Genomic DNA, 15987 nt, shown 5'->3' with positions numbered 1-15987 from the left:
ATCCGTTAACGCACAATTAGCCAAGGAGATGCATATAAGCCCCTCTCCCCCAGCCCCTCTCCCGCAAGGGGAGAGGGGAGCTACTCTCTCTGTCTGTTCGGCATGCTGATGATTAGTGTTAACAGGCCCTAGGAACCTCTTTTTGTGCTACAAAACTCGATAAGCGAGAGAAACCAACTGAAACTAACCCATTAGAATCATATCGATCTCAGTCTATGAGACAGCAGTGATAGCCTCTGATTATTTGCGGCTATTGGCAGTGATTGGCGTCCATGCGCGGTTTGAAGAAACTGCTCCAGGCCAATCCGCATCAACACAACTATTCGCGTGCATTAGCGGACTGTAATCAAATAGGGCAACGCTCAACAACCTCAAACACCACGGAGGTGAGTCTATTCAAATCTTCATCTTCGATAACGAAGGGTGGCATCAGGTAGACCAGTTTGCCGAAGGGCCGGACCCAGACACCAGCGTCAACGAAACATTGTTGAATATGTTTCATGTCCACCGGTTTTTTCAGTTCCACAACACCGATCGCACCGAGTACCCGCACCTCTTCCACCTGGGGCAGTTCCCGGCATGGGGCGAGTCCCTGTTGGAGCCGTTGTTCAATGTTTTTGATCCGTTCCTGCCAGGGGGAGCTCAATAGCAGGTCGATACTGGTCAGCGCCACACGGCACGCCAGTGGGTTGGCCATGAAGGTTGGGCCATGCATAAACAATCCCGGCTCTCCCCGGCTGATGGTCTGGCTGATCTCCTCAGTCGTAAGGGTGGCGGCCAGGCTCATATAACCACCGGTCAGAGATTTGCCGACACACATGATGTCCGGTGTGACATCCGCATATTCACAGGCAAACAGTTTACCGGTACGACCAAATCCGGTAGCGATCTCGTCAAGGATCAGCAGCACACCATACTGATCGCATAACCGGCGTACCTCTTTAAGATACTCCACCGAGTAGAATCGCATACCACCCGTGCCTTGCACGATCGGTTCGAGCACCAGAGCGGCAATCTCATGATGATGTTGCTCCAGCTTATCGGTCAATCCTTTTGCCCCATCCCCTTTGCAGGGGTGCCCGAAATAGCAGGTCGGTGCATCGGCAAAGTGCTGTTTTGGCAGGATTTCAGAAAACAGACTGTGCATCCCCGTTTCTGGATCACAGAGCGACATGGCGCCGAAGGTGTCGCCATGATACCCCTTGCGGATGGTCAGAAAGCGCTGTTTTTCCGGCTCTCCCTTGTCATGCCAGTACTGGATGGCCATTTTCATGGCGACCTCTACCGAGACGGAGCCTGAGTCGGAGAAAAAGACACTCTGCAGGGATTCCGGTGTGATTTCGATCAGTTTTCTGGCCAGATCCGTGGCGGGTTGGTGGGTCAGTCCACCGAACATGACATGGGCCAGCTGTTCGGCCTGCTCGGTAATCGCCTGATTCATCTGGGGATGGTTATAGCCGTGGATCGCACACCACCAGGAGGACATGCCATCGATTAGCTCTCTGCCATCAGCCAGTGTGATACGCACACCGTCTGCGGATACCACAGGATAGACCGGTAGATCGGCACCAATTGCACTGTACGGGTGCCAAACGTGCGCTTTATCAAAGGCTATCCAGTCTTCACTATTACTCATAAAGTAAGCTGTCTGTTGATTCGGGATGCAGAGATTAACAGATATCAGTCCTTCGGGATAGTGCACCGGATGTGATCGGCAGCCGCTTTATCGAATTAAAATCCCATTGTTACTGAACCGTAACATCGGGCCGATGAGCCATTTTCTTTCGCTGTCCGATATGATAACTATGGAGATTCCCGAGGCCTGTCAGCGCGGACCCCATTGGGTTCGTGTTAACAAATCCTTACACTAAAACCGTTGATCCCCTAGGGATAAGGCCTGCAACCATCAGCTTGTGACAAGATTCACTGGTTGTACGTCTCCGGTTAATAACAGAGGAGTAAACGATGGATAAACCTGTAGTAGCGGCCAAACAGCCAATCGATGTGGATCTCGTGGCTGGCAAAGAGTATTGGTGGTGTGCCTGTGGACGGTCTGACAGTCAGCCGTTTTGTGACGGCTCGCATCGCGGTACCGGCATCGAGCCACTCGGTTTCAAAGCGGAGAAAAACGGTGAAGCCTGGCTCTGCCGCTGCAAACAGACCAAAACACCACCCTATTGCGACGGTAGCCACAAACAGGTGGAAGATTAGTTGCATGCTGAAGGATGGGCAAAGGAGATGCCCATAAGCAGAATGGGCTAAGGGCCGGGTGTCATGCCCGGTTTGGCCACAACCTCTCTCTAGTGTACCTCGTCATAGATTCTGTACCATTCAGAGCCACCCCAATACGCCAGATCAATGCGTGGCTCCCTACGGGCGAGCCGGCAAGGGGCCATCCGCGTCGTTATGCCTCTTGGAAAGGGCATGCCATTCCCGGCGAGGCATGCCTTGCGGCTAGCCCCTTGCCGACTCGCTGAATGGTACAGAATCTATGACGAGGTACACTCGGCCCCTTTTTTCTTATCCAACGCACCTTTGTCCGAGTGCTTTTCCAATCCCTCCGGGATTTCATGTTCGATCCGGTTTCTGCCATTCGATTTGGCAATGTAGAGGGCCTGGTCGGCACAGGCCAAAAGGTGGTTGCCCAACTCTTTGTGGTGGCTCTTTCCCAGCATTGGCAGAGTTTCACTGACTCCGATGGAGACACTCAACTGCAGGTTCACCCCCTGGTCCAGATAGACCGGATGTGAATTGACCTCAAGGCGAATCCGCTCGGCCAGCAGCAGTGCCTCCGACAGGTTGGTCTGAGGTAGCAGGATGGCGAACTCCTCACCACCGTAACGGGTGGCCACATCACTGGCGCGTAACTGGGAGCGGATACGTTTTGCCAACTCTCTCAACACCTGGTCCCCGGCCGGGTGACCATAGTTGTCATTGATCCGTTTGAAATGGTCGGCATCGATAAACAGACAGCTCAGCGGCTGGCGATAACGGCTGGCCCGGGAGAGCTCCTCTTCCAGACGGCGGTCCAGATAGCGGCGGTTGTGCAGTTCAGTGAGTGGGTCGGTAAGGCCGCTGATCAGAAGTCGTTCCCGGTTGGTGACGTTTTCCAGGCAGACACCACAGATGGTAGCCAGGCGGGCGAGAAAGTCCGTCGCATGTTGTCGGGTAAACCGGTTCGCGTCCTGGCTGCCCAGATTGATGCTGCCCACCAGATGATTGCTGCAGATCAGAGGCAGGATAGCGATACTTTTAAGATTCCTCGGCTGATCGAACAGGTTGTTGTATTCCGGAGTGAGAAAGGGACCCAGCCAAGGGCTCTTCAGTCGAAGAAAGCGCTGATTGATAACTCCCAGGTCATCCACGAAGCGGACGTAGGGGAATGCATCGACGGGAATGCCGTTGTTACTCAGTAGGTGTCGAATCTCATGGTCAGGATCCAGCATCAGTAATTGAATATCGTCGACCTCAAACGAGGCGAGCAAGCCTTCGCTCATACCGCTCAATAGTTCGCCCAGGGATTCTGCACTTAGCAGCTCAAGCTCCCGGGCATAGAAGCGCCCCAGGGTCTCCTGGTTTTCTACAGCCTTACGGGTCAGTTCTTTCAAACGTAGACGTAGGATTCGGTTTTCTTCTTTCAGATCCATTTATGTTACGCAATCGCCACCTGGGTGGAGTATCGGCCAGTCAGAGATGATCTTGAGGTCTATTAGCCCGGCGACCCAATCGTTTACTTTCAGGGCCTCAAGCAGACCCTTGTCAGGAGCCATAACGCCGAGCAAGGGCCTGCTTGAAGTTCCTAACAATCTGAAATATAAAGACAGGCCGCCTTGAGCCTGTCTGCAAACTCCGTTATCAAAACTCGCTGTAGGCGTGCTACAGCGGCGTTTTGATGCCTCGCTGCAGGCAGGCTAAAGGCGGTTGAAAGTGAACGATTGGGTCGCCGGATTAACAATCATATGCGTTGTTCAGATGCCGCTGCCAACCCGCCAGAGTTGATAGTCGGGCTGATTGATGTAGCCGCGGCTGGTGATGTAACTGATCACATTGCGCAATCGGTAGAAACGCACCACAGAATCGACCCGGATGATCTCATTACCCTGTTCATCGAAGAACAGCAGGGAAGGGGTGTAGAAGAGTCCAAGCTGCTTGGCCCATTGGCTGGCGTTGGTCTTTTGTCCATCCGGGGTGATGATGGGCGTGTCGGATCGAATATCGAGCTGTACATTATCGAATGATCTGACCAGCTTGTTGATCGCCGGATCCCTCAGCGGTTGGCCATGCAGTACATCACAGGCATGGCAGTTACCCTGTTCGAAAAACACCACCAGTGGACGTTGCCCCGGGAACCGGCTGCGGTCGAGATTGTGTGGCGGGGGGATGAAGAACGCCTCTTCGTTGAGGTCACCCGCTTCAAACGCCGTACTCGCCTCGCCTCTGGCCAGATAGTCAGGAAAGCTCTCGTTACGATAGTGTTGATCGGCAACATACTCCAGGGCCGCACGAAACTGATAGGGGGGGTAGTAGCCCCGCAGCCGTAGCACCTCATCCCCCTGTTGATTGAAAAAGATCAGTGATGGGGTGAAATTGGTCTTCTCGCGAACGGCAAAATCCCTTTGCGTGAGGGTCTCCCCACTTAAGGTGGTCAGCTCTTCACTGCTCCAGATGTCGATGGGAATGATATCGAAGTGGCGGCGGGTGTAGGTGGTGATGTCGCTGAGACCGAAGTTGACCTCCAGCAGCATCTTGCAATAGGCACAGCGTTTTTGGCCAAAGTAGAGAACAATACCTTTTTTGTCATCCTCCATGGCCTCCTCAAGATCCGCCGGCAGATCGAGAAAACTCTTCTTGAACCAATCCGGGTATTGCAACAGATCTTCTAAGGGGAAGTCGTCGAACGCATAGACATCATCTTCGGATTCGATGGCGAAGAGTTGATGGTATGGGATGAATAGCAGGTATACCCATAGGGTCAGCAATAGTATTCTGCGTCGCTTGGTCATAGATCTCGGCTCATGTTGGAGCCCGGAGCGTTTTTAATTCCATCGACACCAAAAATAACCGAAACCCATTAGGGTAATTGTGGTGTGATGGGACATCTTATTCGTGAGCACTGACGGATTACCACCATCCCGGCGCCATTCCATACCCTGGATGCTCTTTATTGATATCTCTTCAGTCTAGCTGACTGAAAGGGAAATCTGAACAGGTATTGGTATTTGATGTCTGAATTGGCTATCGTTCCGTGAGAGACGGGGTTGTCGTTGATGAGCATTGATTGGGCATCCCTCGCTGTCTCATTTTATAAGTTAGGGTAGTAGCCTTACTGCAGCCTGTCTGGCTCTGGAAGGTCGGTATGGAGAATATTAAAGATGAAAAAAATTGCACTTTACGTGGCAACTTTGGCGCTCTTCGCATCCGTGTCTGCAAAGGCTGAGGGGGATCCGGCAGCTTACTGCAAGCAAGCGGCAAAACTCTACCAGGATAAAGATATAGCGGGTGCTGTGGAGGAGGCGAAATGGTGCCTGGAATCTCTGGAGCAGATTCAACAGTCGCAAAAGGGTGACCGTTTTGCCAAACAGGTGGCCGGTTGGCAGCGAGGTGAGGTTTCAAAGCAGAAAGCCATGGGCATGTCGATGATTGAGACCGAGTACAGTAAGGGAAATAAGTCCATTAAGGTGAGTTACAACAGCGGTGTCAGTGGCATGGGGGCGATGTTCAGCCAGATGGGACTGGCAGGCGGTGGTAAAAAGATCCGCCTGGGGCGCTATACCGGCCTGGTGCTGGACGAGGGTAGAAACAATGAGATCCTGATCAATTTGAAGATGACCCAGGGTATGGTCAATCTCTCCTCCGATACCGCCTCGATGGCTGAGCTGCAGGCCTTCGCCAAGGCCTTTCCGATCAAGGATATCGATCAGTAGAACGCACTCTGTTCGTCAATTTACGGGTTCCCGGGTTTGTGGGAACCCGTCTGAATACATGATCCCTCGACGCTCAGCCCAGGTATCCAGTCCATTCAATGCTGGTATCGCCGAACACCAGAAAATGTGGATTGAGCAGCGAATCCTTGGTGTTGTAGCGGAGTGTCTCACCCTGCAAAGTGGTGACCTCTCCACCTGCGGCTTCCACTACGGCCTGTGCCGCCCCGGTATCCCACTCTGAGGTTGGGCCCAAACGGGGGTAGATGTCGGCCATGCCTTCGGCGACCAGGCAGAGCTTGAGTGAGCTGCCCATGCTGACCAGCTCATGTTCGCCCAGATTATCGAGAAAGCGTTGTAGGGAGTCCCCGGCGTGGGAACGGCTACCGGCCACCCGAGCCGGTTTCTGACAGTTGGCTGTCACGCTGATCCTCTGCGGTGGCTGGTTACCGATCTGTTTGCTGGCACTCTGTCCGGGAATTCCGTAATAGAGGGTCTTGATGACTGGGGCGTAGACCGCACCGAAGCTGGGCCTGTGACCGTCGATCAGAGCAATATTGACGGTGAACTCCCCGTTTCTTTTGACAAATTCACGGGTACCGTCCAGGGGGTCGATCAGCCAATAGCGTTGCCAGCTGCTTCTGGTGGCGAAGGGGACTTTGGCGGACTCTTCAGAGAGTACCGGGATCTCCGGAGTGAGTCGCTCCAGGGTCGACACGATCAGCTGGTGAGCGGCCAGATCAGCCGCGGTGAGGGGTGAGTTGTCCTGCTTGGTCTCGATTTCGAATTCGGTATCGTAGATTTCCAGGATGGCCTCTCCGGCTTCACGGATCAGGTTCAACAGTTGATCGATCGGTATGGGGAGTGTCATGTCAATACGTTCCTTGCCAGGCAAAGCGCTGCTATCGAGCGCGCCTCCGTAAAATCGGGTTGTGCGATTAGATTGTCCCAGTCGGAGAGTTTCCAGGGGACTACCTCGATGGGTTCAGGTTCATCCCCAACCAGTTGCTGGGGATAGAGATCCCGGGCGAGGATAGCATAGGTGTGGTGCTGGATGTAGGCTGGTGCAATGGTGAAGGTCTTGAGTATTTCAAGCTCTCTTGCGGCATAGCCCACCTCCTCCTGCAACTCCCGATTGGCGGCCTGCAGGGGATCCTCGCCTGGCTCCATGCGACCCTTGGGTAGCGCCAGTTGATAGTCCTGGCTGCCGGCGGAATATTCACGGATCAACAGCACAGTCTCATCATCCAGCATGGGAATCACCAGAACCGAGCCTGTTTTACCGCCAAGCAGGCGTTCATAGACCCGTTTTTCTCCATTGCTGAACTCCAGGCCCAGCTGCTCGACACGAAACAGCCGGGTTTCCGCGATCAATTGCTGTGAAACAATCTTGGGTTTTGTCACTACATCATCCGGTATGGGATCGATACGGCCTGCACCGGTCAGGGGCGGCCACTTAAGTTGGAATTTCGCAGGTACACTAGTGTACCTCATCATAGATTCTGTACCATTCAGAGCCACCCCAATACGCCAGATCAAGGCGTGGCTTGCGGTGAATGGCGCGCCCTTTGCAAGAGCCATAACGCAGAGCTGGCGTATTGGGGTGGCTCCCTGCGGGCGAGCCGGCAAGGGGCCATCCGCGGCGTTATGCCGCTTGGAAAGGGCATGCCATTCCCGGCGAGGCATGCCTTGCGGCTAGCCCCTTGCCGACTCGCTGAATGGTACAGAATCTATGACGAGGTACACTAGGTTAAAGGGTTGAGTCTATGGCATCAACAGCATAATGCGGATATAGGGCCCCGTGCGTTGAGTTGGGCGGCATGAGACAATAGTCACCAGGATTAATAGATTCGAGCGGTTTTTATGATTCCCTGGAATGATATCGATTGTGTATTACTGGATATGGACGGCACCCTGCTGGATCTCCATTTCGACAACCACTTCTGGCTGGAGTATGTGCCCTCCCGTTATGCGGAGGCCAAGGGTATCCCGCTGGCTGAGGCGACGGAGGAGTTACTGGGGCGCTACAAAAGCGTCGAAGGCACCCTCGACTGGTATTGCGTGGATCACTGGAGCCGGGAGCTGGAGCTGGACATTGTGCTGCTCAAGGAGGAGGTGGATCATCTGATCTCCGTCCATCCCCATGTGATCGACTTTCTCGATCAGCTGATGTGTGCCGGTAAGGAGCGGGTGCTGGTAACCAATGCCCATCAGAAGACCCTGGCCTTGAAGATGGAGAAGACACGCTTGGCCGGTTTTTTCAATCAGGTCATCTCATCACATCAGCTGGGACTGCCAAAAGAGCATCCGGAGTTTTGGAATCGTCTGCAGAATCTGCACCCTTTCGATCCCCAACGTACCCTGTTTGTCGATGACAGTCCGGCGGTGCTCAAATCGGCCCAGGCGTATGGCCTGAAGTGGATCCTGGCAATTCTCAAACCGGACTCGAAACAGCCGCTGCGAGCGGGTGGTGATTTTCCGGCAATCGAGGATTTCTCAGAGATTACCCAGGGGTTGCGCTGTCTGATCTAGGGCCTGTTGTGCCTGAAGGGCTGGGTCTGTTTTTGCGCCCAATGGCGTTATCATTCGCTTATGTAGCCGGGTTACACCGCGCTCATTCTGTTTTGCTGGACATAAAAACAGTCCCAGCAGGGCGTATTGGATTCGTGTTAACAGGCCCTGGTCTAGATTCCTGCAATGGTTGACGATTATAGGTCACTGCACTCGCTGTCGCGCTGCGCGGCCTCCCAGGCCAGCAGCGCCAGTTTTCTCGAATCCCCCCAATGATAGATGCCGGTCTCTCCATCAGAGCGAATTACCCGATGACAGGGGATCAGAAAAGCGATGCGATTCTCAGCAAGCGCGCTGCCGGCAGCCCGATGGGCCTTGGGTGATCCGGCCAGCTGTGCCATGGTGGTGTAGGAGATGAGCTGGGAAGTGCCGATGTTGAGCAGTGCCTCCCACACCTTGATCTGAAAATTACTGCCCTTCATCAGCAGATGAAAGCGGGCTGATTCGGGCTTGCGACTGAAGATCCTGTTGATCAAATGGCCTGCCTCAAGGTCGTTTTGCTGCAATTCCGCCTTCGGCCAGGTCTGCTGCAGACCATGACTCAATTCAGCGTGGTCCAGGTCGTGAAAGCTCAAACCGACGATGCCCCTTTCCGTCCAGGCAATCATAGCGATACCGAAAGGTGACTGAGCCAATCCATAGTTGATGCACAAGCCCTGACCCTGTTGTTTGATTTCGCCTGGACTCATGGCCTCACAGGTGACCATCAGGTCGTGCAGCCTGCCAGGCCCAGACAGCCCGCTCTGCAGGCTTGTGCTGAGTAGGTCATTCGAGGTTAAAAGCGAGTTGCGAGCATACTCTTTGGTCAGATATTGCAGAAACCGTTTCGGCGATATGCCCGCCCACTCACTGAACACCCTCTGCAGGTGGTATTCGCTCAGATTAACCGCCGACGCGATTTCGCCAAGACTGGGCTGACGGCGAAGATTGCCGCGGATGTACTCAATCGCCTGAGCGATGACAGTGTAGTGATTTCGCTCTACCGGCCGCTTGTTTGTGGTCATGGCACCCTGTTCTATGCGTTCAATATCCTCAGTCTGCCCATCAAAGCGGCTCCTGACCACCCGATTCTTGCGGATTTCAGCCTATCTGCAGAGTTTCTGCCAGCTTAATAACTTAGGGCCTGTTAACACGAATCCAACAGTCCCAGCCCCACTGCTGTTCCATAAACTCCGTGCTTTATAGTGTAAACTGCCTAATCGTTTATTGGTTTTCATAGCTGATTAAGAATCGAGACATTAAAGGCACAGGTCAGTAGATGCCTGAGGCCACTGTTATCGTCCGAATGTCAAAAAGGCAGGGAGTTTAACTCCCCTCTCCCCTTGCGGGAGAGGGGCCGGGGGAGAGGGGGAGGATAATCACCTCAGTTTCATATGAGCTCAACGGGATAAAGACGAAGGACCAATGAGGTTCTTATCTTTTACCTGAACCTACGGACTCAGGTTCTAGCCAGGTTAAACGCTTCGTGTACACCCTCTCCCCAACCCCTCTCCCCTCAAGGGAGAGGGGCTTTAGATCTGCTGCTGGGAAGATTGAAAGTTTGTGGGACAGTCGTGGACCCAGCTTCCCTCTTTTTGTATCAAAACGGAAGGTTGCACCTGCAAAAGCGCCACTCGGCGTTGCTCGACACTCATTTGGAACAACCAAACTACGCTCCTCGCGCCTTGATTGGCGTTTTTTCAGGTACAACAGGGCATATTGGATTAGTGTAAACGGCCCTAGGTCAGGGCTTATCCGTGGTGGCTCTATCCCTGGTCAGTTGCTCCAGCATGTTTTCCATCTTGATCAGTCGCTGCTCCATCTCGGCGGTCCGACTGTCGATTCGGTGTACCTCGCCTGCCTCACCCTCACCGCTCTCCCGGGAAAACTCCTCATGCTCCCGCTGCAGGGTTTCCAGTACGATTCCGATCATCATATTGAGAAAAACAAACGCCACGATGAAGATGAATGAGAGATAGAAGAACCAGCTGAGCGGAAAGATATCCATGGTCTCGTACATCACATCGGTCCAGTCCTCGAAGGTGGCGATACGGAACAGGGTCAGCATGGCAATGGTGATGTTACCCCACAGCTCCGGGTTGATCTGATGGAAGAACATGCTGCCGATGGCGGCGTAGATGTAGAAGATGATGAACATCAGTAGCGACACATAGCCCATGCGGGGAATGGCGGTGACGAAGGCATTCAGCAGTACCCGCAATTCGGGGATGATCGATACCAGTCGCAGTACTCTAAAGATCCGCAGCAGGCGACCCAGCAGGGCGGCTTCGCTGTCATCGACCGGGATCAGACTCGCGGTGACGATGAGAAAGTCGAAGACATTCCAGGCCTTGCTGAAGAATCGTTTCAGACTGTGCTCGGCAATCATGCGGATGATGATCTCGACCAGGAAAAAGATGGTGATGCCGATGTCGAGCAGGCGCAGTACCTGGGCGGCAGAGGCGGGGATCGGGTAGGTTTTGGCGCCGATCATCAGTGCCGATATCACGATCACCAGGATAACGAAGGTTTCGAAGATCTTGTTTTCGCGAAGTTGGATGAACTGTTGTTGCAGTTGTGCAGCTGTCGGGGGCATAGCGGGTTGAATCCGGTATTGGCTGATACTCAAAAGGCCGCCGATTATATCGGAAAACAACCCTTATTGCGGTTTTTGGTCAACGCTATGGATCGGGAAATTGCGGCTTAGTTCCGGGAAGTGGGGCCGCTGCAACAGATTGCCTGTGAGATCGGCGTCTAAGGCCTTAATTGCCCCAGGTTTTAAAGCGTTTTTTGCAGTAGGTGAGTAGTTCAGCGTAGTTGCGGAAATAGAGTTCGAAGCCATCCTCCGCAGGGGCATCGAATTCACACCAGTCGTTGTCGTAGTCCCGGCAGATCTGCGGCCGCTGATCGTAGATGCCACAGCCCCCACCAGGCTGTAGGTGTTCACAACTTCCACCGATCAGTAGAAACCAGCCGTCGTCGTCCTTGTAGATTTCCACCCCGGCATGGGAGACCTGCCAGAGCAGATGTTCAAAATCGCTCTTCGAGCGGGGAGCGACCCCGAGGGCTTCCGTGGTGTAAGTGCAGCACTTGGAGTTGGTGCAGCGATCGCACTTGTTGTCCATGGTTATTCGCTGTTGGGTTATTCGCTGTTGCTCTGGGGTGGCTTGGGGCCGGACCGGCGCCGTCTGCGCTTACCTTCTCCCTTGGGTTTGTGCGCTTTATGGTGATGACCCTTGCCATGGCTCTTCTGGCCCTCTTTGGGATGATGCCTCTGGCGAGCCCCCTTCTCCGGGTAGACCCGGCTCTTCGGATCCACCTCGGCCAACAGGTCGGTAGCCACGGTCTGGGTTGGGATGGAGTGGCCTACATAGGTTTCGATGTCCGGCAGAGAGAAGGCATAGGTCTCACAGGCAAAGCTGATTGCCTCGCCGCTGGCCCCGGCACGGGCGGTTCTGCCAATGCGGTGTACGTAGTCTTCCGCATCCTCGGGAAGATCGAAATTGACCACATGGGTGACATCGGGAATATGCAGGCCACGGGCCGCCACATCGGTGGCCACCAGGGCGGGCAGCTCACCGTTCTGAAACTTCTTCAGAAGGCTGAGGCGCTTTGTCTGCGGTACGTCGCCGGAGAGCACCGCTGTATCGATGCCGTTCCCCTGCAGGAATCCCCAAACCTTGTCGGCCACCCGTTTGGTGTTGACGAAGACAATGGTACGGGTGTCCTCCATTTGCTTGAGCAGGCCGATCAGCAGCGGGATCTTCTCCTCGTTGGCCGTCATGTAGCAGGTTTCGGTGATCTTCTCCGCGGTCACCTGCTCCGGTTCCACCTCAACGCTGTGCGGATTGTTCATGTGTTCGTAGGCCAGCTCGCGCACCCGATAGGATAGGGTGGCGGAGAACAGCATGCCCAACCTGTCCTGTGGTGATGGACAGCGTCGCAACATAAAGCGGATGTCCTTGATAAAGCCGAGATCAAACATGCGGTCGGCTTCGTCCAGCACGATCACCTGAATCTCTTTCAGGTCGTAGACCCGCTGTTTGAGATAGTCAATCAGTCGCCCTGGGGTGCCGATCAGGATATCCACACCCTGTTCGATCTGCTTGCGCTGCTTTTCATAGCCGGTGCCGCCGTAGACGGCTGCGGTTGTCAGCTCAGTGTGCTGGGTCAATGCCTGGGCATCGTTGTAGATCTGTACCGCCAGCTCTCTGGTCGGCGCCAGAATCAGGGTGCGGGGTTGATTGACCCGACGCTGCTCCGATGGTGGGTTGCGTAACAGGTGGTCGATGGCAGCGATCAGAAAGGCTGCGGTTTTACCGGTACCGGTCTGTGCCTGTCCGGCCAGATCCTTTCCGGTCAGCGCAATCGGCAGGGTTTCCGCCTGAATCGGAGTGCAGTATTCGAAGCCGGCCTCCTGGATACCCAGCAGAACCTGGGGATCGAGATCAAAGTCGGCAAAACGGGTCTCAGTCAGATGTTTATTGCTCATGGGGCGGAAGCATACAGGATAATAGGTATAACTACGATCCTGCATGGAATCAGCACCTTGACTCATTGTTATCAGGCCTTGATCGCGCGGATGTAAAATTTGCCCATCGACGGACACAATCCCGTACAATCCCCCTGCATGAATATCCATCTTGTTTCTGTCGGAAACCGCATGCCTGACTGGGTGGTCGAAGGCTATCAGACCTATGCCCGGCGGCTGAATGGGGACTGCTATCTCCATCTGCTCGAGATCGCTCCCGGACAGCGGGGTAAAAAGGCCGATATCAAGCGAATCCTGAAGGATGAGGGTGAAAAGATGCTGAAAGCGATACCCAAAGGGTGTCGGGTTGTGGCCCTGGATGTACAGGGACGGGCCTGGAGTACGGAGCAACTCTCCAGCAAGTTGCAGTCCTGGATGGGCGATGGCCGGGATCTGGCGCTGCTGGTGGGTGGGCCGGAAGGGCTCTCGGCGGAGTGTCTGAACCAGGCGGAAGGGCGTTGGTCCCTGTCCCCATTAACCCTGCCCCATCCGCTGGTCAGGGTGGTGGTGGCTGAACAGCTGTATCGGGCCTGGAGTCTGATGCACAACCACCCCTATCATCGTGCCGGATAGCGGTATGGGTGACCGGCCCAACCTCTACCTGGCGTCAAGATCCCCAAGGCGTCGCGAGCTGCTGCAACAGATCGGGGTGCGCTTCGAATTGCTCGATATTGAGGTCGATGAGGGGCAGTTGCCTGAGGAGCAGCCGACAGATTATGTGCGGCGGGTGGCTGAGGAGAAGGCTGTGGCCGGATTCAGGCAACTTAGTGAAGCCGCTCGATTACCGGTTTTGGCTGCCGATACCAGTGTGGTTGTGAACGGCCATATCCTGGGGAAACCGGAAAACCGGGATCATGCTCTGTGGATGCTTGGGCAGCTCTCCGACACCACCCATGAGGTGTTCAGTGCGGTGACCCTGTGTCGATCGGTTCCACAGACCAGTGTCTCGGTAAGCCGGGTAACCATTCGTAAACTCAGTCAAGCCGAGATGCTCGGTTATTGGCAAACGGGAGAGCCGCTGGATAAGGCAGGAAGTTATGCAATTCAAGGGCTTGGCGCACAATTTATTGCGCGGCTGGAGGGCAGTTATTCCGCCGTGATGGGCTTGCCGTTGTTTGAAACCGCACAATTACTGCAATCGGGCGGGATCGAATTTGGTGCTGGGAAGACTAATTTGATAGGCCCAGGTAGTATTTAGGCCGCACAGGGCGCACCAGGCTCGAATTGGTTCAGATAAAGGGGTTGTTCCCCTTTGCAGATCGCCGGTGTGCCGGGGTTGAGGAGAAATTGCTAAGTTGTGGGCTTAAACCCAGATTCCACATGAGACAGATAACATCTGTCGTAAGGTAATGATGTGTTGCATGAATTAATGTATTTAGGCTCACTCATCGGATGAGCCCACTAACACAACATGGACTCTAGGTTAATAAAATGCCCGATTGTCCGATGAAAGAGATTCGGAGGCAGCGCATTTGTCTACAGGGATTAGCAATAACGAGAACAACGAAGTAGTTGATATGAGTGAAGAAATTCTAATTAATGTAACTCCTCCGGAAACCCGTGTGGCGGTCATTGAGAACGGTGCTGTGCAGGAGATCATCATCGAGCGTTCCGGAAAACGGGGGCTGGTTGGCAATATCTACAAAGGCAAGGTCTGTCGGGTTCTGCCCGGTATGCAGGCGGCGTTTGTCGACGTGGGGCTTGAACGGGCGGCATTCCTGCACGTCTCTGATATCGGAGACTCAACCGACAAGCCGAAGACCGACAATATCCATGAGCTGTTGCGCGAAGGCGAACTGGTGATTGTTCAGGTGCTGAAGGATCCGATCGGTACCAAAGGCGCCAGGCTGACCACCAACATCTCCATTCCATCCAGGCACCTGGTGTTCATGCCTTCCCTGGGCAATATGGGGATTTCACAGAGAATCGAGGCAGAGGATGAGCGTCAACGACTCCGTGAATTGCTCAATCAGGTCGCGGAAACAGGCGAAATCTCAGGTGGTTATATCGCAAGAACGGCCGCTGAGGGGGTGGATGAGTCGTCGCTGAAATCCGATATGCGGTTTCTCGCCCGGCTGTGGAGCTCGATCCAGGAGAGAAGCAAACTGGCAAAAAGCATTGAGCTGATCCATGAGGACCTCTCCTTGCCCCTGAGATCGTTGCGGGATCTGGTCGGTCCCGATGTGGAGAAGGTGCGCATCGACTCCAAGGAGACCCACCAGAAATCGATCAGTTTTGCGCAAAAGTTCATTCCAGACATCAAACACCGCATCGAATACTACCCGGGTGAGCGTCCCCTGTTCGATCTGTATGGGGTGGAGGATGAGATCCAGAAAGCCCTGGAGCGTAAAGTTCAGCTCAAATCCGGCGGCCATCTGGTGATCGATCAGACTGAGGCGATGACCACCATCGATGTCAATACCGGTGCTTTTGTCGGCCACAGGAATCTGGAAGAGACCATCTTCAAGACCAACCTGGAGGCCGCCCAGGCGATCTGCCGGCAACTGAGAATTCGTAATCTTGGCGGCATCATTATCATCGACTTCATCGACATGCTCGATCCGGAACATCGGCGACAGGTTTTACGCGCGCTGGAGAAGTGTCTTGCCCATGATCATGCGCGCACCCACATCACCGAGGTCTCCTCTCTGGGGCTGGTGGAGATGACCCGCAAGCGCATTCGGGAGTCCCTGGAGCATGTTCTCTGTGAACCCTGCAGCTGTTGTGGCGGGCGCGGCTCGATGAAGACGGCAGAGACCACCTGCTATGAGATCTTTCGTGAAATCCTGCGGGAATCCAGGCAGTTTGATGTGGAATCCCTGCTGGTATTGGCCTCCCAGGAGGTGATCGACCGACTACTCGACGAAGAGTCCATCCATCTGGCCGAACTGGAGCAGTTTGTCGGCCATCCGATCAAGCTGCAGGCTGAGCAGCTATACAGTCAGGAACACTATGATGTGGTGTTGGTCTGACCACCGCTGAATC

At 54.4% G+C, this 15987-nt stretch carries 14 protein-coding genes and 1 pseudogene; 6 read left to right on the top strand and 9 right to left on the bottom strand.

Translation table 11 applies throughout. The features are described 5' to 3' along the window. Positions 1-346: 346 nt before the first annotated feature. Positions 347-1636, bottom strand: a complete 1290-nt coding sequence (gene bioA, locus AC4IE8_RS02690; RefSeq protein ID WP_068989480.1) for an adenosylmethionine--8-amino-7-oxononanoate transaminase — start codon at positions 1634-1636, stop codon at positions 347-349. Between the two features lie 329 nt (positions 1637-1965). Here bioA and AC4IE8_RS02685 point away from each other — a divergent pair. Then, positions 1966-2205 (top strand): annotated as a pseudogene (locus tag AC4IE8_RS02685) (CDGSH iron-sulfur domain-containing protein); the annotation flags it as partial. A 284-nt stretch (positions 2206-2489) separates the two neighbouring features. Here the strand turns inward: AC4IE8_RS02685 and AC4IE8_RS02680 are convergent. Continuing rightward, on the bottom strand, positions 2490-3647 hold the full coding sequence (locus AC4IE8_RS02680) for a GGDEF domain-containing protein (protein ID WP_068989485.1): 1158 nt from the start codon (positions 3645-3647) through the stop codon (positions 2490-2492). Between the two features lie 321 nt (positions 3648-3968). Next, entirely contained in the window at positions 3969-5003 is a 1035-nt protein-coding gene (locus AC4IE8_RS02675) for a thioredoxin family protein (RefSeq protein WP_068989488.1), read from the bottom strand. Between the two features lie 369 nt (positions 5004-5372). Between AC4IE8_RS02675 and AC4IE8_RS02670 the strand changes: the two genes are divergently transcribed. Next, positions 5373-5924, top strand: coding sequence for a hypothetical protein (locus AC4IE8_RS02670; protein ID WP_068989491.1), 552 nt, complete (start codon positions 5373-5375; stop codon positions 5922-5924). A gap of 73 nt (positions 5925-5997) precedes the next feature. Here AC4IE8_RS02670 and cysQ read toward each other — a convergent pair whose 3' ends face one another. Then, positions 5998-6792 (bottom strand): 3'(2'),5'-bisphosphate nucleotidase CysQ, encoded by a 795-nt coding sequence (cysQ, locus tag AC4IE8_RS02665; protein ID WP_068989494.1) that lies wholly within the window; start codon positions 6790-6792, stop codon positions 5998-6000. Further along, the gene (gene nudE / locus AC4IE8_RS02660) at positions 6789-7607 is read right to left on the bottom strand and encodes an ADP compounds hydrolase NudE (protein WP_490790247.1); all 819 of its coding nucleotides are present in this window, start codon (positions 7605-7607) and stop codon (positions 6789-6791) included. The genes cysQ and nudE overlap by 4 nt, the downstream gene beginning before the upstream one ends. A 177-nt stretch (positions 7608-7784) precedes the next feature. Here nudE and yrfG point away from each other — a divergent pair, with 177 nt between their 5' ends. Beyond that, positions 7785-8453, top strand: a complete 669-nt coding sequence (yrfG, locus tag AC4IE8_RS02655) for a GMP/IMP nucleotidase (RefSeq protein WP_068989498.1) — start codon at positions 7785-7787, stop codon at positions 8451-8453. Between the two features lie 176 nt (positions 8454-8629). On the opposite strand, the gene AC4IE8_RS02650 is transcribed toward yrfG, so the two are convergent. From AC4IE8_RS02650 to rhlB, 4 genes are all read right to left on the bottom strand, one after another. Then, the gene (locus AC4IE8_RS02650; protein ID WP_490790246.1) at positions 8630-9496 is read right to left on the bottom strand and encodes a methylated-DNA--[protein]-cysteine S-methyltransferase; all 867 of its coding nucleotides are present in this window, start codon (positions 9494-9496) and stop codon (positions 8630-8632) included. Between the two features lie 719 nt (positions 9497-10215). Next, positions 10216-11067, bottom strand: a complete 852-nt coding sequence (locus AC4IE8_RS02645) for an ion transporter (protein ID WP_068989501.1) — start codon at positions 11065-11067, stop codon at positions 10216-10218. 166 nt (positions 11068-11233) lie between these two features. Next, entirely contained in the window at positions 11234-11596 is a 363-nt protein-coding gene (locus AC4IE8_RS02640) for a YkgJ family cysteine cluster protein (RefSeq protein ID WP_068989508.1), read from the bottom strand. A gap of 17 nt (positions 11597-11613) precedes the next feature. Next, entirely contained in the window at positions 11614-12963 is a 1350-nt protein-coding gene (gene rhlB, locus AC4IE8_RS02635) for an ATP-dependent RNA helicase RhlB (RefSeq protein ID WP_068991577.1), read from the bottom strand. A gap of 138 nt (positions 12964-13101) precedes the next feature. On the opposite strand from rhlB, the gene rlmH reads away from it, so the two are divergent. The 3 genes from rlmH to rng all read left to right on the top strand — a co-directional run bounded on the left by rlmH (position 13102) and on the right by rng (position 15974). Then, positions 13102-13575 (top strand): 23S rRNA (pseudouridine(1915)-N(3))-methyltransferase RlmH, encoded by a 474-nt coding sequence (rlmH, locus tag AC4IE8_RS02630; RefSeq protein WP_068989509.1) that lies wholly within the window; start codon positions 13102-13104, stop codon positions 13573-13575. 4 nt (positions 13576-13579) lie between these two features. Continuing rightward, positions 13580-14200 carry a Maf family protein gene (locus AC4IE8_RS02625; protein ID WP_068991580.1) on the top strand — a complete coding sequence of 207 codons (621 nt, stop codon included), beginning with the start codon at positions 13580-13582 and terminating at the stop codon, positions 14198-14200. Positions 14201-14519: 319 nt separating this feature from the next. Further along, positions 14520-15974, top strand: coding sequence for a ribonuclease G (rng, locus tag AC4IE8_RS02620; protein WP_068989512.1), 1455 nt, complete (start codon positions 14520-14522; stop codon positions 15972-15974). Positions 15975-15987 lie beyond the last annotated feature (13 nt).

It is taken from the genome of Candidatus Thiodiazotropha sp. AKAK2 (assembly GCF_058244685.1).
The sequence above is the reverse complement of the archived record's forward strand: the minus strand, read 5'-3'. Positions and strand labels throughout refer to the sequence as shown.

Excerpts from the sequence above, each read along its gene's own strand:
- bioA (WP_068989480.1), bottom strand. The coding sequence starts at position 1,636 with ATGAGTAATAGTGAAGACTGGATAGCCTTTGATAAAGCGCACGTTTGG.
- AC4IE8_RS02680 (WP_068989485.1), bottom strand. The coding sequence starts at position 3,647 with ATGGATCTGAAAGAAGAAAACCGAATCCTACGTCTACGTTTGAAAGAA.
- AC4IE8_RS02675 (WP_068989488.1), bottom strand. The coding sequence starts at position 5,003 with ATGACCAAGCGACGCAGAATACTATTGCTGACCCTATGGGTATACCTG.
- AC4IE8_RS02670 (WP_068989491.1), top strand. The coding sequence starts at position 5,373 with ATGAAAAAAATTGCACTTTACGTGGCAACTTTGGCGCTCTTCGCATCC.
- cysQ (WP_068989494.1), bottom strand. The coding sequence starts at position 6,792 with ATGACACTCCCCATACCGATCGATCAACTGTTGAACCTGATCCGTGAA.
- nudE (WP_490790247.1), bottom strand. The coding sequence starts at position 7,607 with ATGCCTCGCCGGGAATGGCATGCCCTTTCCAAGCGGCATAACGCCGCG.
- yrfG (WP_068989498.1), top strand. The coding sequence starts at position 7,785 with ATGATTCCCTGGAATGATATCGATTGTGTATTACTGGATATGGACGGC.
- AC4IE8_RS02650 (WP_490790246.1), bottom strand. The coding sequence starts at position 9,496 with ATGACCACAAACAAGCGGCCGGTAGAGCGAAATCACTACACTGTCATC.
- AC4IE8_RS02645 (WP_068989501.1), bottom strand. The coding sequence starts at position 11,067 with ATGCCCCCGACAGCTGCACAACTGCAACAACAGTTCATCCAACTTCGC.
- AC4IE8_RS02640 (WP_068989508.1), bottom strand. The coding sequence starts at position 11,596 with ATGGACAACAAGTGCGATCGCTGCACCAACTCCAAGTGCTGCACTTAC.
- rhlB (WP_068991577.1), bottom strand. The coding sequence starts at position 12,963 with ATGAGCAATAAACATCTGACTGAGACCCGTTTTGCCGACTTTGATCTC.
- rlmH (WP_068989509.1), top strand. The coding sequence starts at position 13,102 with ATGAATATCCATCTTGTTTCTGTCGGAAACCGCATGCCTGACTGGGTG.
- AC4IE8_RS02625 (WP_068991580.1), top strand. The coding sequence starts at position 13,580 with ATGGGTGACCGGCCCAACCTCTACCTGGCGTCAAGATCCCCAAGGCGT.
- rng (WP_068989512.1), top strand. The coding sequence starts at position 14,520 with ATGAGTGAAGAAATTCTAATTAATGTAACTCCTCCGGAAACCCGTGTG.